The sequence below is a fragment of the uncultured Cocleimonas sp. genome (assembly GCF_947495625.1).
Classification (GTDB): domain Bacteria; phylum Pseudomonadota; class Gammaproteobacteria; order Thiotrichales; family Thiotrichaceae; genus Cocleimonas.
In genome coordinates this window covers 72,913-98,618 of sequence record NZ_CANLZW010000013.1, presented here as the reverse complement: position 1 = coordinate 98,618, position 25,706 = coordinate 72,913, and the positions used below count along the sequence as shown (strand labels likewise).

Here is a 25,706-nt window from a genome sequence, read left to right as displayed (position 1 = left end):
ATTGTCAACGCCAAATCACCACGTTGACTGAGTAAATGATGTAATGCTTCTCGCTCGAATCGGTACAATGTTCCTTCCGATAACAACCGTGCACAAACCCCTTGTTTATGAGGCGGGGCAATCAGAATGGTTTCGCAGATAAATTCATACGTCGAAAATACAGTAAGACTTCTCTCTCGATCGCCTTGATCATCAAATAACTGAACACTACCCGATGCAACCACATACAGTGCGTCGGTATAGTCATTTGTCCGGAACAGAACATCACCAGTTTTAAATTCCTGAGATTGAGCATGTTCTGCAAAAAGCGCTAAATCCTCATCGCTAATACCCTGAAATAATTCAACTTTATTTAACAGTGAAATTACAGATTGTTCTGTGACGGACTTTTTGCTCATTGTGTGCATTTGCCTTTAAAGGTTACGAATAGGTCATCATATTTTTTAACACTAGGGACTAAAAATACGACTATTCCTTTGATACAAAACACAGCAAACAACATGCCAAAAACAATAAAAGTTAATACGAAGAGTTATAAGGGGTTTCGATATAAACAACTTAAGCGGCGCACCAAAAAGGTGTGCTTTTAATGTCACCCCCCTACTTTAAGGCACTTTTTTATTCGATCCATTATTCAAACGCCCTATCCACACCTTTGACTGATTGTTCCAAATACAAGAACAAACTTTTGCTATTTTCGATATTTATCCTTTTTTCTACAACAGTTAATATTCTCCCATCGGCAGGAAATAACTCCTACCAAACTTAATTAATACAAAGGAATTTAAACATGAACACTAAAGTAATCATCGCAGGCACACTTTTAACAGCACTTTTCGCAGGTCAATCTGCTTTGGCTGGACAAGATACAGACGAGACTGTTTACGCAGAATTAACTGCAAACACTACAGTGACTCAATCAGCATCAACTGACAAAGTTAATTACGATGTACCATCAGTGACTAATGAAGTTTTTGTTAGCGGTCGTAAGTAATCACTAACGATTAACACTGAATCAAAACCAAATTATACAAACATATTAAACAAATAAATTTAAAGGAAATTAATCATGAACACTAAAGCAATTATCGCAGGCACACTTTTAACAGCACTTTTCGCAGGCCAGTCTGCATTCGCTGGACAAGATACAGACGAAACTGTTTTCGCAGAATTAACTGCAAACACTGCAGTGACTCAATCTGCATCAACTGACAAAGTTAATTACGATGCACCAACAGTTGACAGTTCTGAGTCTGTAGTAAGCGGTAAAAAATAATCGCTTACTTGAAAGAAGCATGTACATTAAAGCAAAGAATGTACATGCAACACCCGAAAAAGAAATAGCCTGATCGTTTGATCAGGCTATTTTTTTGCCTAGGAAAAATAGTACTGAATAAAAAAGTAAACACCATTCCCACACAGACACGACAGCAATAGTTCTTAATATGTGAACAATCATTTGCTAAATTCGATATTTATCCTTCTTACGACAACAGTTAATATTCTTTTATCGGCAGGAAATAACTCCTACCAAACCAAACTAAACTAAATTAAATTAAATTAACGTAAAGGAAATAAAACTATGAACACTAAAGCAATCATCGCAGGCACACTTTTAACAGCATTTTTCGCAGGTCAATCTGCATACGCAGGACAAGATAACGATCAAGGTGTTTTTGCAACTAACATAGAAGTAACTCAATCAGTTTCGGCTGACAAAGTTAACTACGACGCACCATCAGTGACTAATGAAGTTATTGTCAGCGGTCGCAAATAATTTTTTATAAATCACTAATAATTCATCATTAACTTAAAAATCAATCACACCATTAAAGACAAGGTAAACCCAATGTTAAAATTTCTAGATAAATACCAACCACAGAGCTACGCACTATTAAGAATCACTGCAGGCTTTATGTTTCTTTCTCATGGCGTTCAAAAGTTCTTCAACTTTCCAGTCGATTTTCCATGGCCTCTATCACCATTGACAACGGCTGCCGGTGCTATCGAACTCGTTGCAGGACTCTTGATTATGATCGGCTTGTTTACAAGACCAGCAGCATTCATTGCTAGTGGTATGTCAGCGGTTGGATATTGGATGTCTCATGGCACTCAATCATTATTTCCTATCGCCAATGGCGGAGAGATCATTGCACTTTACTGTTTCATCTTTTTGTTTATTGCAACAAAAGGCGCGGGCATCTGGAGTGTTGATAAAGAGTCATAAGACAGAAAACTTTAGCATCGCAAAATTTTAATTGGGAAATGAAGAATATGAACCAAACAGCACTCAACAAAAACAAGCCATTCCCTACCTTATTTGTCGGGCATGGCAGTCCAATGATTTCGATACAGGATAATCGCTACACCAAAGCGTGGAAATATATCGGTGATCGTTTGCCTAAACCGAGTGCTATCTTGATGGTATCAGCTCACTGGTACGAACCCGAAACGGCCGTAACAGTGAGTACTTCACCAAAAACAATCCATGATTTTTATGGTTTTCCCGATGAGTTATACCAGATTCAATACCCTGCACCTGGCGATCAAGCACTTGCTGAGCGTGTGAAAGAATTATTATCACCCATTACTGTTAATCAAGACGACAACTGGGGATTAGATCATGGTGCATGGTCGGTACTAAAACACATGTACCCAAATGCTGATATTCCCGTGGTGCAAATTAGTATTAATTCTAATCAACCTGCGCAATTTCACTATGAACTTGGGCGAAAGCTTCAACAGCTTCGACATGAAAATTTGATGATCATCGGAAGCGGTAATATTGTGCATAACCTAAGGCATTATACGGGTGATAACGCCACCAAAACTCAGCATGACTGGGCGATTCGATTTGAGGATAAAGTCAAAGATCTATTAGTGTCAAAAGATCATAAAAGCCTGATTGAATATAAAAACCTGGGACCTGATGCGGCATTATCAATCCCAACACCGGAACACTATTTGCCTCTGCTCTATATACTCGGCGCGAGTCTGCCGGATGAGACAATAAACATTCCTATTGACGGTGTCGAAAGTGGTTCTATCTCGATGTTAGCCATCGAAATCGGTAGTTAAAAACCTCGCGGTTAGCGAATCACGATTAAAGCAAACAAAAATTATTGTCACCCCCCTACTTTAGAGTACTTTTTTGAATAGATAAAAAGTGGACAGGAATCTTACAGATATAAAAAAGCCCAATTTAATTCGGGCTTTTTTATTGATCAAATCTAACCAATCAATCTAATTAAAGACATCCTAAATCAGCGATTGATTCTTTTACTGATGATATTCAGGGTAATCAGTCAGACCTTTTTCCGCACCACCAAACAGTGTTTCAGGCACATGCTCTGCTAATGGGTATCCATGTTTCATTCTATTTGGTAAGTCAGGATTAGAAACGAATGGACGACCAAAGCCGATCATATCTGCTAAACCGTCATTGAGTGCTTTTTCTGCTTTCTCTGCATTGTAACGACCGGCAAAAATAAGCACGCCATGGAAAGCATCGCGCAGTGCTTTTTTGAATGATATCGGTGTATCAGGAGCATCGTCCCAATCAACTTCAGCAATATGTAAATAAACAATATGGTATGTGTCCAATAATGCAGCAGCAGCCGTGTATGTTTCAACCGGTGTCGCATCAACCGTACCATTAAGCGAAGTAAGCGGAGCCAAACGAACACCCACACGATCTGCGCCAACTGCATCAACCAATGCAGCAACGACTTCTCCAAGGAAGCGTAAACGGTTTTCGATTGATCCGCCGTATTCATCGGTACGATTATTCGCTTCTGAATCAATAAATTGATTGATCAGATAACCATTTGCAGCGTGTAATTCGACACCATCAAATCCCGCCTCCATCGCATTCAGCGCCGCTTGACGATACTCTTCCACAACCGCTTTAATATCTGCTTTAGTCATTTCGCGTGGCATAACCACGTCGACAAAACCCGGCTCCTGTTTGCCATCATCAACAAACACTTTTACATTTTCTGCTTTCAATGCAGAAGAAGAAATCGGCTGCACCCCACCGGTATTATCAGGGTGAGAAACACGACCCACATGCCAAAGTTGAGAAAACATCACCCCACCTTTATTGTGCACAGCCGTAGTGACTTTTTTCCAGCCCGCAATTTGCTCAGGTGAATAGATACCCGGTGTCCAGGCATAACCCTGACCCAGCGCAGAAATCTGCGTACCTTCACTAATAATTAGCCCCGCTGATGCACGTTGCGAGTAGTACTCTGCCATCAAATCATTAGGCACATTACCCGGCTGAGTCGCGCGAGAACGCGTCATCGGTGGCATTACGATACGGTTTTTAAGTGCAAGATTGCCCAATTTAATGGGTTGAAAAAGTGCGGATGTCATCCTTTTTACCTTCTGATTTATCTTTATAAGTTATGTTCTAAAAACGAACTTACATACTGGAGTCAGTTTAATACTCTTCAAGTCTCACGAGAAAATTTAAAGGGCTAATTGGCTTAAGTAAACCAAGACACACACGAATTAAGTCACCCCCCTACTTGTGGGCTGTTTTTTCCTCTAAGTATTAGATTTACTCTATTTGTCAAAATACAACCAAATCACCTCAGAAATGTTCGGCCCGCGAGAATCGCTGTAAGACCCTGGCAGGCCACCTATCCAGCCATGAGATAACTGGTCGACAGTGAGAAAATCCACTGACTTATCCGTACCAAACTGACCATAGTGCTGGTATTGCCAGTTAATTCCTCTGGTTTTATCGGCTAGCATCGTGACTTCTGCGGGATTTATCTCCTTAAAGGCTAACCAACTATCGCGCAAATTCAGGCCTGTTTGCAAAGGAACTGTTTCATCCGCTTCTGACTGAATCACCAGTAATGGCGCCAATCGACCGTGACCGTTTAGTGTTATTTGATCACCCATACGCTTCAAAATAAGACCCAAGGAACGATAGTGTACCGATAAAAATGAAACCGTCTTCACCGCTCTAGCCGTTTCGTCGTAAGCCACCCCCGCCACACTCGCACCCGAAGCAAATAAACTACCGTGCGCGACCAATGCCGCTACCGTCATACCTGCGCCCGACGACAATCCGGTGATGTGAATCCGTTTTGGATCAACACTAAATTCTTCCTGCACCTGTTTTATAATACGACCGATATCCTCCACTTCTCCCGATCCGGCCTGTATGTGTTGCTTCATCCACCACGCCCAGCAATTCTTATTGCGCAGGCTCAAATAGCACGTCACGAATGGATAAACCACAATAAATCGTTCGCGTTCAGCAATTGCATCGAAACCACTAATTGCACGAATATCATCATCAGTCTGACGACAACCATGCAACACAACGACTACTGGCAAGGGTTCACCTTCAACATAGTCTGCAGGCGTATAAACCAGATAATCTCGACGACGGGAAAACCAGGAGCCAATCATCGGCAGGCAACTACGCGAATGAGTCTGTCCTGATAAGGGCTCGGCAGAATGTTCTAATGCAGCTACTTCTCGCAATTGCGCATCAAACTTACGCGGCGGTTTAAGCTCAAGAGTATCAACTTTGATTGCTGTATCAACAGCTGGAACAGACAAATCTGGCTGATCCCGCAACTTTTGCCATCGGCTTTTCAGATAACTGCCAGCCCGCTGAAAAGCACCGCGTAACTTGTCACGCATTGAGAGAAACATACAAAATCCTTTTTATTAAGCCCTTTTAGTTATTGGTATACTGAGTCATTGTAAAGAGTTCAAATTATGTCTATTGATTAAAGAAAAACACCATACGTATAAAATATGTGCCCCTCTCTACGATGTAATTTAAAACGCTTTTTTATTTCTAATAAGCTACGACTTGTTAATTTATACAGTGCTCGTGTTTTTTAAAATATTATGAATAGTACGCTCTTCGTGTCTCTGTTCGCATTGTGATTGTTGTTGTTTTCTCGTTTTTGGTTTCTCGTTATTAATTTAAACGATCATCCTAAATTCAATTTGGGTTTAATGAAATCTATAAAGGCAGATACTCTTTTAGCCACGTTTGAAGATCGATAATAGACAGCGTTGATTAATTCTCTATCCGTATCTGGTATGCGATAAGAATCTAACAGCGTCAGCAACTTTCCTGAAGCAATATCTTCATTTACCATAAAACCAGATAAACAAGCGATACCATTCCCAGACAATGCTAATTTGCGCATTGTTTCTCCACTACTCGCTGTAATAGTAGGCGTAATAGTGGGCATACCCTTAATCGGCCATTTGTTAAGCGCTTTGAGAGTTGAAAAGCCAATAATCTCATGATTAGACAGATTTTGGGGGGTCACCACGATCTCATTTTTATCGATATATTCTGGGCTTGCAACAATGTACAAGGGGCTTCTTCCTAAAGCTCTGGCGTGTAAGGTTGAATCTTCTAATTTACCGATTCTAATGGCAACATCGGTGCGTTTTTCTATCAAATCAACAAACTCTTCATTAGAGCTAAGCTCAACCTCAATATCGGGAAAAGTCTCTGTAAACTCTCGCATGTGAGGTATTAGCTGATGATAAATAAAGGGGCTTGCGGCATCTATTCGTAGCTTACCTACAGGTAAATTAGTACGTGTGGTGATATTAATTTCAGCATTATGAATTTGCTCTAAACCAAGACTTATCGCATTTACAAATTGTCTGCCTTCATCAGTTAACGTCACTCTTCGGGTCGTCCGCGTGAAAATCGTTGTACCCAGTGCATTTTCTACCTTCGCTACAGCGCGAGAAATACGTGCAACTTGAATATTTAATGCTTCAGCAGCTACAGAGAATCCACCATATTCATTTACCGCGAGTAAAAGTTCCAAATCATCTGATCGTGTTTTTAAATTCACATTAATACCATTTTCTACAAAAGTAATTTGTTAATAGTGCCATTTATTGAAAAAGTCTAACAGATAATAATAGGTACCTCTCAGCTTTTCACAAGATTGTTAGTGTTGTTTAAGAGCTGACAATAAATATTTTTAACTTTACATATTTTTTACAACAAATCAGGAGATTAAAATGCCGTTAGCATTACTCGCATTAGCATTGAGTGCTTTTGCCATAGGAACAACAGAATTTGTTATTGTCGGTTTGCTACCAACAATGGCAATAGATCTTAATGTTTCAATTCCATCGGCGGGGTTACTCGTCAGCTTATATGCAATGGGTGTCGCAGTAGGTGCGCCAATTTTGACTGCACTAACCAGTCGCTGGAATAGAAAACATGTTTTATTATCAGTCATGGCGCTATTCGTGATCGGTAATTTGGTTGCGTGGCAAGCACCAAATTACGAGTCTTTGATCATTGCTCGTGTCTTAACCGGGTTAGCGCATGGTGTGTTTTTCTCAATCGGTTCTACCATCGCTGCAGGTTTAGTCCCAAAAGAAAAAGGCGCCAGCGCCATAGCAATTATGTTTACGGGTTTAACTGTAGCATTAGTCACAGGCGTTCCTTTAGGGACTTATATCGGTCAAATATATGGATGGGAAGCCACTTTTTTAACTGTTTCGGCGTTAGGTTTACTTGCGATGATTGGGAGCGCGATTTTAGTACCGAATAATTTGAAACAATCCAAACCCGCAAAAGTTTCTGCACAATTTAAAGTACTCACGCATCCCAGATTATTATTGGTGTACGCGATTACCGCCATTGGCTACGGTGGAACTTTCATCGCCTTTACTTACTTGGCGCCAATTCTTAGTCAAGTAAGCAATATTCAGGATAACGTGATTAGTTTAATACTACTGGTATACGGATTATCCGTTGCTGTCGGTAATATTCTGGGTGGTAAAATGGCTGATAAATTGGGGCCAATTAAAGCGCTAACCATCATTTTTGGTGGGCTAGCAGCTATCCTGTTAATGTTTAACTTTACTGCACCAAATCCAATAGCTGCTGTTGCCACAATATTAATCTGGGGGGCATTTGCCTTCGGTAACGTTCCCGGTTTACAAATATACGTTGTAAAATTAGCCGAACGATATACACCCGATGCCGTCGATGTAGCATCTGGTTTAAATATAGCTGCATTCAATGTTGGAATAGCATTAGGCGCATGGAGTGGTGGCTTAATCGTTGAAGCATCAGGATTAATGAATACCCCTTGGGTGGGAGCAATCGTAGTATTGGTTGCGCTTGGACTTACCCGATTCAGCGGATCTTTGGATAATAAAATAATGCGAACATCAACCATTTAAGTAATATAAAAAAGCCCGATATGAATCGGGCTTTTTTTACATTCAGATAAGAATGAGGAACTAAAACCAAAACAGTTATCGTGATTTACCGGATTTCCCATAGCCAGATCAACTTATAAATTACAATTAATAATTTATACATGAGTTGAAATTAGTTCTTCAACAACTGCATTAACAGCAATCAGCGGATCTGTTTCGCTGGTTTTTACCAAACGAATATTACGCTCTGCCATCTTACGTTCAAATCCACTTCCACACCCTGCTGTAATTAATACATCAAGTTCATCAATAGGGTGGCTTGCCGATCCGGTTTCATGCAGTGACATTTCTTTGGGTAAATCAATTCGCTCCAGCTCTTTAAGTTGTTGATTTTCGTCTAACTGATAGACAAAAAAGCGTCGAGCTTTTCCTGCGTGTCCCGTAATGGTGCGAAAATTCTGTGAAGTAACGCCGATTTTCATTTTAGACTCCAAAATTTAAGGGTTAAGAAAGCCTGATACGATTAGAAAGGGCTTGTCTCACCAAGATGTAAAGTATCTTGAAGTAATATGATATTAATAGGTCTTGAATATATCCTTGAGAATTCTCAACTGAGTGAAAATAAGCTACTGATATCTAGTACATATGTACTAATACAAATTGACTATATTAAATACACATAGATCAAACTAACATTGCCAGATTATTTGCGTAAAAGATAAAAATAAGTATCAAATAGTAAACCTTAGATTGGAGAAGAGTGCAAAGCACAACCAAAGATAGGGAGTTATTACAATGATTGAATATGAAAAGAATTCAGCAGGTAGTGATCGTGAGATTCGAATTGCGACCACGGGAGATGAATCACTAGGGCCGTTGCAACTATTACCAGGTAAGTGGGCAAATATTAGGCCCGAACACCGAATCGACGATAGTTTATTTAAAGGTGATGGCACTCTAACAGGCGCTGGAGAAAGCCCTTTCGATGGGCGTGGCTGGAATTTGATTGCGCTACCATTCAAAGAAACGGATCAGCGCAGAAATTATCGTATATTGATGAATCAGTACAACGAGGTTCTATCTTTTAACACGATCGATGACAAAATTCCCAATCGGGGTTTAACCCTAACTACGCCTGCAGAACAGGCTGATCAGAGAATCGCCGCACTTGATTATGAACAAATGATTGCCCAAATCTCCGCAAAAGATATTGAAAACAGTGAAGTGGCAGGAAACCCGGAACTTCCAATTCACCATGAACCCGGTTTCTTTTTACATATGCGTGACCAAACAACAGAAGGTATAGACATTGGCCGATTGGCTACTATCCCTCATGGTAATGCAGTTACTGCGCTGGGTAAATCTGAGGTATTAGATGGCCCACCAACTATACCGGATCTTTCGGGTTTTCCAGAAGGTGTAAACAACAATATAGTAACTGCTGTAGACAATGCGACTAATGCAAACAGTTATCTATTTCCCTATAACCAGTTCACCTTAAATCCTTTTCAAGGAGTGCTTAGTGGCACCCCCTTCCCAGGATTTAGCCCCGCAAATGCGAACGCTTTATTGCAATTAGGGCTTCCTGCTAATGTTGTCAAAACAACAGTATTGGAGCTAAATACTAATGTGTTTGAAGCGGGAATCGTAAACATTCCTTTTGTCGTTCGTCAGGCAGATGCAGCTGAAATGCGGTCAACATTCTGGATTATGGAGTTAGATGAAACAGATCAAGCAGGAAGGCCAAAGCTCGTCATGGCGTATTCCCAATTCATTTTTCTTGATTTCTTTAATCGCTTTGATGGCAGGCCCGGGCTTATTCGCTGGCCACATATCTCTATAAATATGTTGGAAAAAATTGAGTGGCCTGAAGATAATTATCCTGCTGAAGCAGAACGCATGATAATGAAATCACACTAAAAAACTACTCACAAAATGTATATATACAACGGGTGATTTAACATTATCAGTTGTATATATTATTTATGTCTCTTGCAACTTGCACATAACTCAACAAGAAACTCAACAAAGGGCTTAACATAGTACTCAATAAATGGTACTCAACAAACAGTATTTAACCAATATGATATCGCCCCGGTTTATGCCCAAAAGCGACCACAATGTTCATGGAAACTGCACCAACAATGGACAGCAATAACAAATCTAAAGGCACGATGAAGAAGCCTAAGGCCACGATACAAACATCGACCGACATCTGAAACTTGCCTGCACTGATGCCAAAACGGTCCTGCATGTATTTAGACAGAACCCCTAGACCGCCAAGACTGGAAACGTGCCTAAACATAATTAAAATTCCCATACCAATCAGCAAGCCGCCAGCAACAGCCGCAAAGTAACGGTTAATGGATTCTAATGAAAAAACGTAATGCAGATTATCGGTACAAAACGAAACGATGGTGACCGAGGTAAAAGTATTAAACGTGAAGCGCTTGCCCATGCGCGTCCATGCAAGGTAGTAAAACGGTAAGTTCACAACAAAGAAAAGCTGGCCAAATGATAACGGCATAATCTGTTGCAACATCAGAGCAATGCCAGCTGTTCCACCAGTAAGGAAGCCGCAGTACTTGAAAAAGTAAATCCCCATGGAGACAAACAAAGATGCCATCGTCAATGCTAACAGGTCTTCCCTGATGGAATGATACGACTTTGGCTGGATCTCATTTTGCTTTGACATATTTTACCTATTTGCCATGACTACAAAAAAGCCGCCATTCTAATGATCGGCCATATAAAGTAAACATGCACAACACATGCCAAAGTTAATTTAATGTTCTTGTTGATTTGTTTGTTTTTTAGTAATTGCCACCCCCCTACTTCGGGGCGTTTTTTTAACCGAGATTACGCTGCTTAATATTCCTTTCTTTTTCTTTTAGTCCCAACGCAAAAGAGACAAAACCCACGATCGTAATGGTGATACAAATAATCAATAGTTTTGAATATTTATGTTCATAGCCAAATAGATCAAACATCCAGGTGGTGTAATTTGAGCTTTCGGTGATATAAGTAATACCACCAAACACGGTCACCGCAAACGTGACTACCACGGGCCATAAAGCAACGTCGCGATTACCCCATATACAAAACACAATAATCGGTAATAAGAACATGGATATCGTCCCGCTTACTGCTACTGCTGCGTAAAGGTCTTTACTATCCCAGAGTAAGAATAATCCACCTACTATCAAAAAGGCGACCATCACAATACGTCCCGACATCATGGTTTCGGGGAGTAATTTCATGTCTTTAACGACAAGTTTTGAGGCGCTAGAAAAAGTAGAATCAAGCGTCGACAAGGCAGAGATAATTAACGCAACGCTAAATACAGCCATGATAGGTTGGCCGAATAAACGCGTAAGTGCGTCCATCATCTCTTCGCTTTCTAGATTATTTAAACCGGCAAACACTCCTAAAAGTGCAAACATTAAAATGCACACTATCGAAATCCATGCGGCATGCAGGAATGATTTTTTTGTCGTTTCCTGATCGGCTAAAAAACCTCTATCCATCATCACTGGGTCATGTAATGGATAGCTCCAAACCTGCAAACCTGCGACGACTAACAACACCCAACCAGGCGATTTAATATCAGGTGATGAGTTAAATACGGCACCCAAATCAAAAGCGGGATTAAATATCATCGCGATAAATAATATGGCGACAAGCGCGATAACCAATACCGACTGTAATACATCCGTGCGTAAAGAGGCGCGTAAGCCACCCATAGATGAATAGCCAACGGTGATCACACCAATTGCCAGCATCGCAGAGAAATATTCGAGGCTGCCTTTTAAGCCAAAGATCTCGCCTACGACAATTAGATTGGCAAACACTTCGCTGAGTAATCGTAAGATCACTACAAAGTTATACATGCCTGCACCTGTTGCGCCGAATTTAGCGCTTAAGAATCCTTGTACATTGTCATAGCCGTGTTTAAAACGCAGGTGGTTAATAATGGCACCACCAGTGACAAAGCTAAAATAATACGCGGCATAGGCTAGTGCGCCTGCAATACCATAATAAAAACCGAGAATGGCTGCCGTCATCAATGAACGGGCGAATATCCAGGTGGTGACTTGAGAGAGGACTAAGGTCCAGAGTGATGGCGCGATGCCTGTTTCTGAGTAACCTCGGTAGAAGCCTTCAATCGTGCGAATACGTGGAGAAATAACGATGCTTGCCATCAAGACAAGGGCAGTTATGCCAATTAAGTAAGGTGTCATTTAAAGGTTAATCCCCATGTCATAAATTGTTGTGGTTGTTATACGTATGAATGAACTGCTTGGATGATGTTAAATAGAAGTTTTATTAAAAAAACTCGAAAGATTACAAAGCTTTGTATTTCTTGTGATTCATATAGTTCACACGTTAATACTTTATACTGAAGTAGAAGTACTCCTGAATGAACCACAAGTGTGTTCAATACTTCATAATAGAGAGCAGTAAAAATAGCTGCGAGCGAATTTCTTTGTATTTTTTTGAATTAACTTCTCAAAAAAACATCTAAAATAAATGTTTCTCCGTAAGAGTACTCTATGTTATTTACGTTGAGGCCTACCTGGTTTAAGACCGAGTTTAAGAATAGTAAAAATGAATAAATTTGAAAATCATCTCACCACAGCAAACAATGAATCACGCGCTTATGTCGATTTAAACAAACTAGATACGCTTTGGTTAAACACCGGTACGCTTTGTAATATTACCTGTGAAAATTGTTATATCGAATCATCACCCAAAAATGATGCCCTGGTTTATATGACCTATCAGGAAGTAAAAACGTATCTGGATGAAATTCGTGATGAAGAAATGGCAACAACGGAGATAGGAATCACCGGTGGCGAGCCATTTATGAATCCCGACATCATGCCAATCATCGAAGAATGTTTAAGCCGTGGGTTTAAGTTAGTTGTTTTAACCAACGCAATGCGCCCGATGATGCGACATAAAGATGCTTTAATTAAAATCAATGAGCAATACAAAGACCAGCTTCTCTTACGAGTATCAATAGATCATTTTAAGCGAAAAATGCATGATGAAGAACGCGGCTTTGGTACATGGGAAATCGCCTTAAACGGGCTAAAATGGCTTTCTGATAATGGCTTTAACATCAATATTGCCGGCAGAACACGTTGGGGAGAAGAGATTGAAGAATTACGGCTCGGCTATGCGGGGCTTTTTGAAACTCAGAATATCAAGATTAATGCTGCTGATCCTGTGGAGTTAGTACTATTCCCTGAAATGGACGAAGCAGCATCTGTTCCAGAAATCACCACAGAGTGCTGGGATATTTTAAACGTAAAACCCGATGAGATTATGTGTTCAAATTCTCGCATGGTGGTTAAACGAAAAGGCGCAGAGAAACCAGCCGTTATCGCCTGTACCTTATTACCCTATTCTGAAGAGTTTGAATTTGACTCGACCTTAAAAGAAAGCTCAAAACGCGTGTACTTAAACCATCAATACTGTTCTAAATTTTGTGTATTGGGTGGTGGTTCTTGTAGCGCAACCGCTGACTAAAGACGCTGAATTCGTCTAAATATTACTTCTACGAGCCTAGAAACAATCAGATACTAGGCTCGTTTTAATCACAGCTCCCCTATCCACTCTTTCAGTTTTATCTGATTCTCATTTAAACTCTGTGGCATTTCAGAAAGCATAATCTTGAGATCAGATTCAGTATCCACATCGGTCAGTGCGTCCAGCTCGTAAGGTTTTGAATCTAATTGAGCCACTAAGATTTCTTTGGTTTTAACATCGCTCCAGGGTGTTGTTGCCCAAACCTGATCAGGAATACTTCTCTTCCCCGCTAATAAATAGTAACCACCATCAGTTGCAGGTCCAATCACGTAATCGTGAGATTTTAACGAATCAATCGCCTCATCTATTTTTTCCACCGATAACTGCGGAGCATCTGCACCAATCAAGATTACCCCATCGTAAGTGTTTAATAGTTCATGGTAAACATGACTTTGACGATCACCTAAATCCCCTTCTCCGGTATGCAATCTATTAAAGTCACTCCACAGTGGATTATCCAGACACTCTTTTTCAGCCACTGCCCAATAAGGGTTAGTCTCTGTTTGCTTAAGTGTACTAACAATACTATTAAGGCTTAATTTATAAAAATGTAATGACTTCTTTTTTCCTAAAGACGCCGCTAAACGCGTTTTTAAAGGAGAGACATTCGGGGTTTTAACAAAGATTGCGATAGCTATTTTCATAATTTTTTAAGCAAAAGTTTAAACATGATATACCAGTGGGTAATAGAGGTTTTCACCCAACCTTGTGAATTGTATTTACGTGCACTGCTAATAAGAAAAGAAGGCACTTCGACTAATTTAACCTGACATTTTTTCGCTAAACGAACGAATAGTAAATCTTCCCCATAGGGCGTGTCTTCAGGGTAATTTCCAATCAAATAAAACTGTTTTTTATCTATACAAAATGCTTGATCGCCATAAGGCAAATCAAACCATGATGATCTTAGATTCGCTCCACCCGCATTTATCGCACTAAGCCCACCTTCGGCAAATTGCAATTTAAAATAATGCAAGGCATCCGGAAATTTTTGCAAAGAACTGATCAGACTTTGAATATTCTCTTTCGTAATTTGGCTATCAGCATGCACAAACCAGAGTATTTTTCGAGTTGCTTTTTTAGCCCCAGCATTCAGGCTTTTAGCACGCGACCCTTCGGATGAGACGATAATCTCCGCACCCGTATCTTCCAGTTTAACTAACAATTCATTTAAGGCAGTTTCCTGATTCCAGCTAGGGATAATAATACTGAAATCTTTCAGAATTTCGTTGTCAGATTTATCTAGCTGGTTTTCCGGTTTATGCGAAGAATAATCAGGCACGTAAAATATTCAACCAATGCATTTGTTCATCACTAATGGCTTCGTCTGGCGTTAAAATAGACGCTGCCAAACTCGTACGAATACTGTCAGGCGTATCTGTCAAAGGTGATTTAAGCAATTCGGCGAGTAAATCCTGCGCTTTATTGAGCGCGCCACCATACACTTCAAAAAACTTTTCGACACTTACATGCTGTGACTCATCTTCCATCCAGCAATCGTAATCCGTTACCAAACACACCGTCGCATAAGCCATTTGAGCTTCACGCGCCAAAAACACTTCAGGCACGTTTGTCATACCCACTAAATCGCATTTCGCCTGATCGCGTAAGAAGAAACTCTCACTCTGTGTACCAAGCCTTGGCCCTTCGACGCAGCCATAACTTTTACCCGTGTGGATATCGAGTTTCAGTCGTTTTGCAGCAGATTCAATATCGCCACTTAACGCAGGACAGACAGGATGAGCTGTCGAAACATGACCCGCGATGCCATTACCAAAAAAAGTATAATCTCGTTTACCACGGGTATGATCAAAATATTGCGACGCCATAGCAATATCACCCGGTTTAATTTCTTCGCGCAAACTACCCGCAGCAGAAACACCAAATACCTTGGTCGCGCCTAATTTTTTTAACGCAAAAATATTGGCGCGATAATTAACCTCATGCGGTAAAAACTGATGTCCTTTTCCATGGCGGGATAAAAACAGAATTTTTTGATCAGAGAATACACCTTCAAGAATCGGCGCAGACGATGAACCAAAGGGTGTTTTAACCTTATGTTCATTGATTATTTCTAGCCCTTTTAAATCGTATAAACCCGACCCACCAATAACACCTAACATAAACCCTATCCTTTAATTTTTATATGACCGTACTATGCAATAAATTTGAATACGAAATCAAAAAAATTACAGTTGTTATTCTCTTTCGATAGATTCAATACGGATTTAATCCGCTGTTAGATCATATTTCGTCCAACTATTCGAACAAAAGGGAATGAGGTGATATGAGATGTAGATTTGAGTGGGCTGTCGAGATTTAGAAAGGGAATTCACACCTACTTATGGGCTGTTTTTAGGTCACCTTTCTACTTTGAACAATATTGCGTTTTTGAGTTTAAAAACGTAAATGTAATTTATGCAGAGCTAAGGCACTTTTTTATTCATCAAAATGTAATTGGTGTTTATTCTTGTGCAATTAGTGTTAGAACCTAGCTAATCAATCTACTTTTATAACTCATATTTTTCTGTTGGATATTCTTATTTTGAATGATCGCTCAATAATTATTGTAGTATTGCTTTTTTAAGTCTAGTATCACCTCACAATCACCTAAACATAACTAATGAGGATATCAATATGACTGTAAATGCATTAATGCCACGCGAAGCTGTACCTGCTTTAAATGTTGCTTTAACCACTGGTGGAGAGTTTGATCTTACGAAATCTGATGCTGAAAACTTTACGCTTGTTGTTTTCTACAGAGGACTTCATTGCCCGATTTGTGCTATGTATCTTGCAGAGCTTGAACGTTTAGCAGCAGATTATGCAGAACGCGGCGTTAACATTATTGCTGTAAGCAGCGATGAAGAAGATCGCGCAAACGATATGGCAGAAAAGATTAAAGCGAATGACGTAAAGGTTGGTTACGGACTCAGTTTGAAAAATGCACGCGAATGGGGTCTTTACATCAGCACATCACGCGGTATGACTTCAATCGGTATTGAAGAGCCTGCGTTATTCAGCGAGCCAGGTGTTTTCTTGGTAAAGCCAGACGGTACTTTGTTCTACGGTTCTACACAAACGATGCCTTTTGCACGTCCTCCGTTTAAAGACCTACTTGGCGCAATCGATTTTTCACTAGCGAATGATTACCCTGCACGTGGCGAATATGCTGGCGAAGTATAAGAACTAGAAAAAAGTCACCCCCCTACCTTGGGGCACTTTTTTCCTAAAAAAATGCAGACCGTTGTCTGCATTTTTTATTTCTGCGTAATTCAGACTTGTTTAAATTCAAATAACAACAATATTAGAAGTAAATTAATACTAAGTAATTTATTAAACAGGTTTAAATCATGAACACAGAAACAAAAACTAATCTACAAAGTAAAAGTACCTGGGTTCGAGTGCTGTATATGCTGTTATTTGTTCTAGCGTATAGTGCAGCTGAATTCGTACTAGGAATCACGGTCGTGATACAAGTAATCATCAAACTGGTAACCGGTGAGTTGAACGAGCGTTTAAAAACATTTGGTAATCAAATATCACTGTATATCTTCGATGTATTGAAGTTTCTAACCTTCAATTCCGAAAATAAGCCATTCCCATTTGATGAATGGCCAACAGGCGAAAAATAGTCGATTTTGCACTATATATCCTTATAGAAAATGCAGGCCTAGGTCTGCATTTTCACCGTAGTTGACTAATTTTATAAGGTAAACTGTTCTTATTGAGTTTTAGGTCACCCCCCCACTTTGGAGGATATTTTCTCATTTTGCTTAGACAAGCATAACTACAGAAACATTAACCTTTCCGATGGAACATAAAACGCCCCTTAGCTATCACTTTAAAGATAAACATATATGGCTTGATATGGCCTTGCTGGCTTTGCTGTATGTCGTTGCAGCCTATTTTCCCATACTGAAAATCGTGCCATTGGTAGCCAGCCTTGAATTATTCAGTTTTTTTAGTTTTCACTTACTGGCGAAACGAAGTCGTTTCCAAGTTCAGGGTTTTCTGGGTGGGTTTATTTCCAGTACCGCAGTATTTGTACAAATGCTTTTCGAGAATAAGTTTGCTTCGATCAGTGAGCGTGACATGTTACTCACACTATTTTTTGCTTTGTGTGCGATGTTACTGGAATGCCTGTTTATTATATTTTTTCTCTCTGAAAACTTAGCTTTCATTTATTATCTGCCGTTTATTACGCAGTTAATTATTATTCTCGCAGCAATTACCTATTTAAATGTAAGTTCCAGTTCGCGCATTAGCAGTAAAGGTACGACTGATTCCACAGTTGAGATTGAGTTACTGAATGATCACCCGATAATCTGGAAAAATGTTGCCAAATTATCCAGTCTAATTTTCATATTTGTTTATGCCATGCACTTTGTTGGCAGTGAGTTTGGTCTTTCACGTGGCATCAGCACATTATTAATTTCACTGTTTGAAGCGCACGCCATTCTTGCATCGGTGATGACAGAATGGAATTTACAATCACAAAGTTTTGACCTGATGAAGTTGTTCTTTTTAATTATACTTGGCAACACAATCAGTAAATCATACCTTGCCATTAAAGGCTCAAACCTTACTCAAAAATGGTTTTTTGTAGCAGTGATGTCAGGTAGTTTAATAGCGAGTATGGGTGTTACGTATATCTGGTCTCAGACATTCCCCTACCATTAAGATTCTTCTTTATCACTCCAATGTCATTAGAAATTTGCACTACCTCTACTGGGTTTTCCGTTTCTAATAAAAGGGAAAATTGGAGCTAATCTGGATTCTCAGTTTGGTTTATTTTTAAACAATAGTGTTTAATTTGCCTTTACCTTATAGGCAAGTATCAATGGAGGTCTATCGTAGGTACCTACTTGTCCTGCGTTTGAGAGTGACATGTAAAGCGTACTTGTCGCATCATCATAGCTTGCACCGAGTATATTGTGCTTTCCCGCTTTATCGTATGGATGACTCCATTTGCCATAACTGATCGGTTGAACTAACCAAGGGTCTTCAGCGGTCAGCATATCGTTCACATCGAATAGCCAAAAATAATTATAATTATCGTCGGCTTCGTAAGTACAGGGTCCACCACACAAATTCCCGTTATCCTGAGTTATTTTATAGCCAATACCACTATGTATGCCGCCGTGAGAACCAACTGCCATGAATAGCGATGTTCCAGGGATTATAAATCCATATTTAGCTTTCGAAACTGGGCCCCAAATGGGAGATATATCTAATTTGTAGCTGTTTGAGTCAGCTACAATTTGCTTACCATCTTCGAAAGGAAACACCATTTTAGCTTCGACGGCTACGGTGTTATCGACAGTAATATCGGCATCAACGGCATCTTGTGGGTTAAATAAATTCAGGCTTGGGCCTTGGGAATATCTGGAAGTTATTGAGTGATTAGATGCCCAGCCAACCAGATATTCACTGCCTAATGTTGATACTAGATTAGCAGGAATTTTTGACATATAGCCAGCCGATCTAGCGCCGCCCTGGATTTGCAACATACCTTTAAAAGAGGATGAAGCTAAGTCATTCGGATTTGAAAAAACCTGTAAATTATCTTTATTTGTACCAGCAGCGTCGTACCAGATTTCTGACGTTACCAGTAAGTTTTGTTTATAAAATAAAATTCCATCTATTCTATTTGTTTGCTGCCCAATATCCCTCTTATCCAGAATACTCACGAATTCTTGCAAGACGTCAGCTTTAAGGATGTCTGATGCTTCTTCTGCTAAAGAAAACTCATCAGGAATAGCGAATTCCGCTATCGAATTATGATGGCTATGGCCCACCATAAAAAGACTATTATTGTCTGGGTTATGCCCAAGAATACCTACAGCATAGTCAGATGAAGAATCACCGCCTGCTAATGCCCTAAACGCACCCAAATACTCGATATCTAATGTTGCTTGCAACCCGAGCGGTAAATTGATTTCAGTAGGAGTCGATTGAGCAATATCTTGCGCGATATCTTGTTCAAATAAAATTTGGCCTGCTACCGTTGGCGCTGTGGGTTCAACTGGATCCATTACAGTGTCTTCAACTACCGGAGTAATTGGCTCAACTTCAGCTAAATCTTCAGCTAAATCTTCAGTACTATCACTAGACCCACAAGCCATCAGGAAACCACTAAAACCTAATACAAAGACTAATTTTAATAGTTTGATAAACATACTCATAATCTCAAGTCCTGATTTTATACGTTAAAAATACGTCGATTGGATAATAAACAAGGAACTCATAAAATGGGGTATTGCCTAGATATAGTGGTCTTTTGAAAAATTTAAACCGATTTATAGTAAACGTTACAAGTCATAGTAGATGAGTGTAGTTGAAAAGATAAATTCATCTGTTTAACTATTTAAAAGCTTTTAGGTCGTTTTGGCAATTTTCGCTTGATAAATCCGACCTATGGTTTTTTTCCTTTATTTATTTCTTTCTTAGTCTCTTCCTCTCTTTTCAATAACTAATCATTAGGCTAAAAACCACCAATATAGGCATAACCATCATTCTGCAGCTTGATAAGGCGCGTGTAACCATCGTGAACGATCATTACATCGGGAAGAATATCTTCTTCTTTCCATCCTTTGCTTTTCATTGCGCTGTTACATATCTCTACACTAACGCCTTTGCTGATTAAATCAGCAACAATTTCTGCATTGGGATTAACAGCAAAAGGATCATCACTGGCCATCTGAAAAGTATCATCAATCAACAGTGATTTAGCCGCGCTACTATGCAAAACAAGGTGAATATCAAGCTGTTCCGGCTTAACACCTTGTTTGCGGAAGGCTTCAAGTAACCCTCTAATATAATAAAGACCATGATTAATACCAGCCGATACTTCATTTGACCGGATATCGTAGACTACGCGATATTTCCCATCTGCTGGCACCTTTATTAACTCACGAGCGCCAGCTTGTTGTTCCGCCTGAGCGGTAAACGTTAATCCAAAACAAATAATAAAAAGAGCTAAAAAATGAATTTTCTTAAAATATTTATACATAATTTATCCTTTGGAAAAAGTTATTTACCTTAATGATTATAGATCACTATCCTATTTATAAATCTATTTTCAGTTGTAAAAACCCAAGTGTGAAGTGTCTTGCCAAATGGTTTGAACCATTACAGTTTCATGCGGAGTCTTGGGTAAGGTTATAACTACATTAGAAATAGATTAATTTAGGTCACCCCCATACTTTTAGAGGGTTTTTGCTCATTCTTGGTTAGGAAAAATGAATTTGAAAATTCTGGACAGAAAAAAGCCTCATTTAAATATGAGGCTTTTACTTGAGAAATAATGGGTTTCCTACATCATTTAATTTTACTTTAACCCCATTTATTCTTAAAAGGCTGCCGCCCTCTTTCTCTTGTACACTTAAATTAGCATTCAGCTTATTTATTCTTTTGCTCATCTACTAACTTTTGTTGTTCTGCATTAAATCATCTTACAGTTTCACTGCCTTTTCCACCCGACAATGAATCTCATTCTGGTGGTATTGATGAGTCTATAATTTTGCCATCATCTGTAATTTTCATATTACTAATGAGTGCTTCAGCCCCTTCTTCGTCCAAGTTATAGCGTTGCTGAACCTTGCCAAGTAACTTTTCGTGATCTGCTTCAATCTCTAGCATGTCATCGTCGGTGAAGTTTGCAAAATATTCTTTGATAGAGCCTTTAATCTCGTGCCATTTACCAGCGAGTTCGTTCATATGCATGCTTGTTCTCCTGTAGTAAAATTAACGTAAGAACGGCTTAAATAGTAGATTCTGCTCTTTTTAGAAACCTTTATCTAAGCATTCGTTAGAGTCACTAAAACATATAAATAATGCACTTTGCAATGAAATGACTCTGTTTTTAAACTGCATTAAACAGATTAGTTTTGATTATTACGTCGGCTTAACCGTTTTGAATCACTACTTTCAGATTTATCAGTATTTGTTTGGAGTCACATTTACAGAATGATAAAAAATGGATGATTAAAAAATCATTCCCCTTCTTTTGGGCTTGGATTAACCGAGCCCAACCCTTTTAGTTTTCTCCACAAAGTCTAATGACACGATATAGCCTACCCCAAATTTCTTAACAACAAAGCAGGCTTTACACTCATCCGCCGATGCAAATATTGCGCCCCCACGACCAGTGTAGAGACACTCACAACCAATGCCGTCAACAAGCCCACCCAGATCAAATCCGTTGAAGGTAGTTTCATCCTCCATTCCAGTAGCGGTATGGCAATCGCAGAACCCAGTAACACCGCAAATAACGCAGTCACCAGCGCGATCAGTAGGAATTCCAAATATAAGCTTTTACGAATCTCCGATAGGCGCACACCCAGCGCATTTAACACTGAGGCTTCATAAACCTGACGCACGCGACTGGCCGCAATCACGCTGAATAGCACCAGCAGGCTGGCAAGGAAGCTAATTACCGCAACCACCAACAAACCACTTGTGGCCTGGCCGAGTAAGTCACGCGCACTGGCCAAAATACGAGCGGTTCGAACGGTCACTACATTTGGTGCAACATCGGCAATGCTTTTTTGTACTAATAAGGCTTGGCCATCATCCATCCATGCCGCGCCGACATAACGCTCCGGTGTGTCGCCAAATACACCATCTGCTACGATGCCTTCAAACCAAAAGCGCGTCTGTAACCCTTTCTGTCGGTGAATTGCAGCAATATTAAATTCCAGAGTTTTGCCTGCGACTGCATAGCTAATACGGTCACCCACATTAATGCCAATGCGACGTGCTTCGCGGTCTTCTAATGACATGTTAGGAATTGGAACCGTCTGGTCTTGGTCATCACTCCACCAGCTACCTTCAACCAGCTCAATGCCATCGATATTGCCGCCGCGATAACTCAATTTGTGATCATCGTTTAAGGCATCGCGTAAGTCATCTTCCCGTTCAGAGCCTGCCACTGCATCCGCTAACAAACTGGCAACCGTTTCCCCATTGACCGAGACGATACGCCCTTGGACTAACGGAGTGAGTTCTGCTTTTGCTTGGGGAGAGGTTATTTGTATGGCATTTTTGACGTCTTCGACCTGATCAGGACTAATGTCATATAGCACCAAGGCAGGAGCTTCTTCAGGAATGGTTGCCTGAATCGTGCGTTGCAACGACACTACCACCAAGGTACAAATTACCAGCAACGTGAGCGCTGACCCCAATGATAATAAAGAGCTACGAAGTGGTGCAGTGGGTCGATGCAGATTAGCCAACGCTAAACGAAATGCTATACCTGTTCGTAAACCTGGCGTGTTTTCAAGCCGCTGTGCGCCACGTCTGATGAGTCGCAGTGTGATTTCTAAAAGCCCCAACATCAGCGCAACCACCAGAATAAAACCAGCACCAAACAGCAACGAAGGCACGCTGATAAGTACCAAGGTGATAATCCCAATCGCACAAACAGCCGTTGCTAGCGCCCAATTGCGAGGAACGCGTAAAGCACTGTTTCCAGTGTCACGAAACAGACTCGCTGGTGATACTGATAAAGCCGTCCCAATCGCGGGTAATGCAAAACAAAATGCAGTTAACAAACCAAAGATAATGGCGCTAATAAATGGCCCGGGTAAAGCAGCAAAGGTGGTACTGATCGGTAGCTCAGCGGCAACCGCAGCGCTGCCCAGTAACGCGAGTGACACGCCTAGTAATCCACCTAACAAGCTCGCACCGCCACCCATGATCCCAACTTGTAACAAGTAAACGGTTGCAATACGTCTATTGCGCAACCCCAGGGAACGAAAGGTAGCAATAGTTTTTAGCTTACTCTGCAAATAAGATTGAATACTACTGAATACCCCCAAACCGCCAATAAACAACGTGCTAAAACCAATAATCAACAGGCCAGAAGCTATCTGCCCGATTCGCTCAGAAATACGCTGGCTGCGGTCTTCAAAAGTACGTACTTCCCAACCGCGATCAGGAAATTTCTCATAGAATTGTGTTTTCCAGGTGGCTGTAGGTATGTCGGTCGCCACGCGGTAATCGTACTCGACACGTGAGCCGGGTCTGAGTAACTTTGCATCGCTGATCGCTTGCGGAGAAATCAATACGGGTGAGCCACGCCAATCAGCGGTGAGATTGCGGTCGGGCTGCTTCATAATCAACGCACGTACATCCATTTGCAAACTGCCGATGTTGACGGTATCACCGACCTTTAAGTCATAACGTACTGCCAATGAGTGATCAATGGCTAGGCCCCAGCGCTCATTCTGTTTGCTGATAAGCTCGCTCAAAGGCTTCTCAGGATCGAGTTGTAGACTGCCGTATAACGGATAGAAATCATCAACGCTCTGCAATTCGACGAGGACAAATTCATCCTGTGGCGTTCCGAGCATGGTGCGCAATTCGATCAACTGCGAGACTTTGCCACGTTCTGATATCCACGCTACAGCTTCATCGGGTAACGGCTGTGGACGGTTAGAACTCACTTGCAGATCACCCCCCAGTAATTGGCGAGTGTCAGCTAACAAACCATCACCGACTAGACGATACATGCTGCCACTGGCTGAAACTAAGGTGACTCCCAGTACCAGACAGGCACAGAAAATCCATAGTGAGCGACCACTGGCGCGTAGGTCACGCCACGCCAGACTAAGAAGAAACCGCATGCGGCGCGTCCTCCACTAATTTACCTTGTTGCAAGCGGAATACACGCTGACACTGTGCAGCGATGGATTCATCATGCGTTACCAAGATCATGGTCGAACCACTTTCGCGGTTTAAACCGAACAGTATTTCGATAATGCGCTCACCTGTTTTAGCATCCAGGTTACCCGTTGGCTCATCCGCTAATAACAAGCGTGGCGTGTGAACTAAAGCACGAGCAATGGCAACTCGCTGTTGTTCACCACCGGATAATTGTGTCGGGTAATGTCCCCCACGCTCTGCCAAGCCCACTCGTTCCAGCATGGTCGTCGCGACTTCGCGGGCATTCTTTCCTTCGACATTATCTTTCTCAGCAATTTCCAGTGGTAACATCACATTCCCTAACGCCGTTAAGCTTGGCACTAAGTGGAATGACTGAAACACGATACCCAAACTATCGCGACGAAGATCAGCCAAAGCGTCTGCGTCAAGTTTCGCTAAGTCTTTATCATCAATCAGAATAGCACCGCTAGTGGGTTGTTCCAGACCAGCAAGCAATAATAACAAAGAGGTTTTGCCTGAACCTGACGGACCTAAAATGGCAACGGTTTCACCCTGATTAAGTGTTAGATCAACATCAACCAGCACATCCAGCTTAGCCTCTTGCAAGTCATAGGAAAAACTTAACTGCCTTAAATCTACAACCGTCTTTGAAGTTGCGTCGTGTGGGTTTTTTGCAGGTTTTGAAGTCATCGTTTTTATGTCTCTGGCAGTAGTCAGGGCTGTGTTCATTGCATAGCTTGATTGCTTTTTTTGGAATGTTACATCAAAGGCCAGAGGCAACAATAAAAGCCTTTAGTTGTAAGGGAAACAATCATTACAATACTTTACATCGAATAGAATTCTTATAAGGCAATCGAAGCTCCCTGTACGGATGACGTTAAATTAGGATATTTATATTTACTAGATAAATTGAAAAGTCAGAAGCATACGCTGGGTCATGCTTAAGCATGCCGCAGTGCTGGTTGAAACAGGGAAATATCTCAATATTAGTCACCCCCCTACTTTTAAGTGACTTTTATGCGGCTTGGCCTTCCCTACGGGTAAGCATCAAACAGCAATGCTTTTGTCTCGATAAATCTCGGCTCATTTTGTTGCTTAAAATGACCAAAGGAACTTATGCTTTGCGGAATGATATTTATGCAGCTACGCCTTTCCTTCGAGTAAGCATTAAAAAGCAATGCTTTTGTCTCGCTGAAGCTGGGCTCGTTTTTGTTGTTTAAAAATGTAAATAGAATTTATGCTTTGCTATGAGG

Annotated in this window: 25 protein-coding genes and 1 pseudogene; 11 read left to right on the top strand and 15 right to left on the bottom strand. The window is 40.7% G+C overall.

The window, feature by feature from the left end:
* Positions 1–35: 35 nt before the first annotated feature.
* Positions 36–398: pseudogene (locus Q1A31_RS09265) on the bottom strand (Crp/Fnr family transcriptional regulator); the annotation flags it as partial.
* Between the two features lie 392 nt (positions 399–790).
* Between Q1A31_RS09265 and Q1A31_RS09260 the strand changes: the two are divergent.
* The 5 genes from Q1A31_RS09260 (at position 791) to ygiD (ending at position 3,078) form a co-directional block, all read left to right on the top strand.
* Complete coding sequence (locus tag Q1A31_RS09260) at positions 791–994, top strand: hypothetical protein (protein ID WP_299875613.1); 204 nt, start codon at positions 791–793, stop codon at positions 992–994.
* A 75-nt stretch (positions 995–1,069) separates the two neighbouring features.
* Positions 1,070–1,276 (top strand): hypothetical protein, encoded by a 207-nt coding sequence (locus Q1A31_RS09255; RefSeq protein WP_299875610.1) that lies wholly within the window; start codon positions 1,070–1,072, stop codon positions 1,274–1,276.
* A gap of 306 nt (positions 1,277–1,582) precedes the next feature.
* The gene (locus Q1A31_RS09250; RefSeq protein ID WP_299875607.1) at positions 1,583–1,777 is read left to right on the top strand and encodes a hypothetical protein; all 195 of its coding nucleotides are present in this window, start codon (positions 1,583–1,585) and stop codon (positions 1,775–1,777) included.
* Between the two features lie 72 nt (positions 1,778–1,849).
* Complete coding sequence (locus tag Q1A31_RS09245; RefSeq protein ID WP_299875604.1) at positions 1,850–2,227, top strand: DoxX family protein; 378 nt, start codon at positions 1,850–1,852, stop codon at positions 2,225–2,227.
* Between the two features lie 47 nt (positions 2,228–2,274).
* A complete protein-coding gene (ygiD, locus tag Q1A31_RS09240) occupies positions 2,275–3,078 on the top strand; it encodes a 4,5-DOPA dioxygenase extradiol (RefSeq protein ID WP_299875601.1) in 804 nt (267 codons plus the stop codon).
* Positions 3,079–3,279: 201 nt separating this feature from the next.
* Here ygiD and Q1A31_RS09235 read toward each other — a convergent pair whose 3' ends face one another.
* The 3 genes from Q1A31_RS09235 to Q1A31_RS09225 all read right to left on the bottom strand — a co-directional run bounded on the left by Q1A31_RS09235 (position 3,280) and on the right by Q1A31_RS09225 (position 6,857).
* Positions 3,280–4,377, bottom strand: coding sequence for an alkene reductase (locus tag Q1A31_RS09235; protein ID WP_299875598.1), 1,098 nt, complete (start codon positions 4,375–4,377; stop codon positions 3,280–3,282).
* A 192-nt stretch (positions 4,378–4,569) separates the two neighbouring features.
* Positions 4,570–5,679, bottom strand: a complete 1,110-nt coding sequence (locus tag Q1A31_RS09230) for a PHB depolymerase family esterase (RefSeq protein WP_299875595.1) — start codon at positions 5,677–5,679, stop codon at positions 4,570–4,572.
* A gap of 287 nt (positions 5,680–5,966) precedes the next feature.
* Positions 5,967–6,857, bottom strand: coding sequence for a LysR family transcriptional regulator (locus Q1A31_RS09225; protein WP_299875592.1), 891 nt, complete (start codon positions 6,855–6,857; stop codon positions 5,967–5,969).
* A 172-nt stretch (positions 6,858–7,029) separates the two neighbouring features.
* On the opposite strand from Q1A31_RS09225, the gene Q1A31_RS09220 reads away from it, so the two are divergent.
* On the top strand, positions 7,030–8,208 hold the full coding sequence (locus tag Q1A31_RS09220; protein WP_299875587.1) for an MFS transporter: 1,179 nt from the start codon (positions 7,030–7,032) through the stop codon (positions 8,206–8,208).
* Positions 8,209–8,342: 134 nt separating this feature from the next.
* Here the strand turns inward: Q1A31_RS09220 and Q1A31_RS09215 are convergent, their stop codons facing one another.
* On the bottom strand, positions 8,343–8,669 hold the full coding sequence (locus Q1A31_RS09215) for a NifB/NifX family molybdenum-iron cluster-binding protein (protein ID WP_299875584.1): 327 nt from the start codon (positions 8,667–8,669) through the stop codon (positions 8,343–8,345).
* Positions 8,670–8,982: 313 nt separating this feature from the next.
* Between Q1A31_RS09215 and Q1A31_RS09210 the strand changes: the two genes are divergently transcribed.
* Positions 8,983–10,107 carry a heme-binding protein gene (locus tag Q1A31_RS09210; protein ID WP_299875581.1) on the top strand — a complete coding sequence of 375 codons (1,125 nt, stop codon included), beginning with the start codon at positions 8,983–8,985 and terminating at the stop codon, positions 10,105–10,107.
* Between the two features lie 154 nt (positions 10,108–10,261).
* Here Q1A31_RS09210 and Q1A31_RS09205 read toward each other — a convergent pair whose 3' ends face one another.
* Both Q1A31_RS09205 and Q1A31_RS09200 read right to left on the bottom strand, forming a co-directional pair.
* A complete protein-coding gene (locus Q1A31_RS09205; protein ID WP_131907216.1) occupies positions 10,262–10,882 on the bottom strand; it encodes a YitT family protein in 621 nt (206 codons plus the stop codon).
* A 154-nt stretch (positions 10,883–11,036) separates the two neighbouring features.
* On the bottom strand, positions 11,037–12,428 hold the full coding sequence (locus Q1A31_RS09200; protein ID WP_299875576.1) for a hypothetical protein: 1,392 nt from the start codon (positions 12,426–12,428) through the stop codon (positions 11,037–11,039).
* A 367-nt stretch (positions 12,429–12,795) separates the two neighbouring features.
* On the opposite strand from Q1A31_RS09200, the gene Q1A31_RS09195 reads away from it, so the two are divergent.
* On the top strand, positions 12,796–13,722 hold the full coding sequence (locus Q1A31_RS09195; protein ID WP_299875573.1) for a radical SAM protein: 927 nt from the start codon (positions 12,796–12,798) through the stop codon (positions 13,720–13,722).
* A 68-nt stretch (positions 13,723–13,790) separates the two neighbouring features.
* Here Q1A31_RS09195 and Q1A31_RS09190 read toward each other — a convergent pair whose 3' ends face one another.
* Genes Q1A31_RS09190 through Q1A31_RS09180 form a run of 3 tightly spaced genes read right to left on the bottom strand, consistent with a single transcriptional unit; the run spans position 13,791 to position 15,905 of the window.
* Positions 13,791–14,426, bottom strand: a complete 636-nt coding sequence (locus Q1A31_RS09190) for a TIGR04282 family arsenosugar biosynthesis glycosyltransferase (protein ID WP_299875570.1) — start codon at positions 14,424–14,426, stop codon at positions 13,791–13,793.
* Positions 14,423–15,064 (bottom strand): glycosyltransferase, encoded by a 642-nt coding sequence (locus tag Q1A31_RS09185; protein WP_299875567.1) that lies wholly within the window; start codon positions 15,062–15,064, stop codon positions 14,423–14,425. The genes Q1A31_RS09190 and Q1A31_RS09185 overlap by 4 nt, the downstream gene beginning before the upstream one ends.
* Positions 15,057–15,905 carry an MTAP family purine nucleoside phosphorylase gene (locus Q1A31_RS09180; RefSeq protein ID WP_299875564.1) on the bottom strand — a complete coding sequence of 283 codons (849 nt, stop codon included), beginning with the start codon at positions 15,903–15,905 and terminating at the stop codon, positions 15,057–15,059. The genes Q1A31_RS09185 and Q1A31_RS09180 overlap by 8 nt, the downstream gene beginning before the upstream one ends.
* Positions 15,906–16,419: 514 nt before the next feature.
* On the opposite strand from Q1A31_RS09180, the gene Q1A31_RS09175 reads away from it, so the two are divergent.
* From Q1A31_RS09175 to Q1A31_RS09165, 3 genes are all read left to right on the top strand, one after another.
* Positions 16,420–16,968: a peroxiredoxin-like family protein gene (locus Q1A31_RS09175; RefSeq protein ID WP_299875562.1), complete on the top strand. Its 549-nt coding sequence runs from the start codon at positions 16,420–16,422 to the stop codon at positions 16,966–16,968.
* Between the two features lie 167 nt (positions 16,969–17,135).
* The gene (locus Q1A31_RS09170; protein ID WP_299875559.1) at positions 17,136–17,417 is read left to right on the top strand and encodes a DUF4389 domain-containing protein; all 282 of its coding nucleotides are present in this window, start codon (positions 17,136–17,138) and stop codon (positions 17,415–17,417) included.
* A 178-nt stretch (positions 17,418–17,595) separates the two neighbouring features.
* Positions 17,596–18,465 (top strand): DUF4010 domain-containing protein, encoded by an 870-nt coding sequence (locus Q1A31_RS09165; RefSeq protein ID WP_299875556.1) that lies wholly within the window; start codon positions 17,596–17,598, stop codon positions 18,463–18,465.
* Between the two features lie 128 nt (positions 18,466–18,593).
* Here the strand turns inward: Q1A31_RS09165 and Q1A31_RS09160 are convergent, their stop codons facing one another.
* The 5 genes from Q1A31_RS09160 to Q1A31_RS09140 all read right to left on the bottom strand — a co-directional run bounded on the left by Q1A31_RS09160 (position 18,594) and on the right by Q1A31_RS09140 (position 25,182).
* Positions 18,594–19,970, bottom strand: coding sequence for a hypothetical protein (locus Q1A31_RS09160; RefSeq protein ID WP_299875553.1), 1,377 nt, complete (start codon positions 19,968–19,970; stop codon positions 18,594–18,596).
* 299 nt (positions 19,971–20,269) lie between these two features.
* The gene (locus Q1A31_RS09155; protein ID WP_299875551.1) at positions 20,270–20,797 is read right to left on the bottom strand and encodes a DsrE family protein; all 528 of its coding nucleotides are present in this window, start codon (positions 20,795–20,797) and stop codon (positions 20,270–20,272) included.
* A 479-nt stretch (positions 20,798–21,276) separates the two neighbouring features.
* Positions 21,277–21,510: a CsbD family protein gene (locus Q1A31_RS09150; protein WP_299875548.1), complete on the bottom strand. Its 234-nt coding sequence runs from the start codon at positions 21,508–21,510 to the stop codon at positions 21,277–21,279.
* A gap of 350 nt (positions 21,511–21,860) precedes the next feature.
* A complete protein-coding gene (locus tag Q1A31_RS09145; RefSeq protein ID WP_299875545.1) occupies positions 21,861–24,413 on the bottom strand; it encodes an ABC transporter permease in 2,553 nt (850 codons plus the stop codon).
* Entirely contained in the window at positions 24,397–25,182 is a 786-nt protein-coding gene (locus Q1A31_RS09140; protein ID WP_299875542.1) for an ABC transporter ATP-binding protein, read from the bottom strand. Before Q1A31_RS09140 ends, Q1A31_RS09145 begins: the two co-directional genes overlap by 17 nt.
* Positions 25,183–25,706 lie beyond the last annotated feature (524 nt).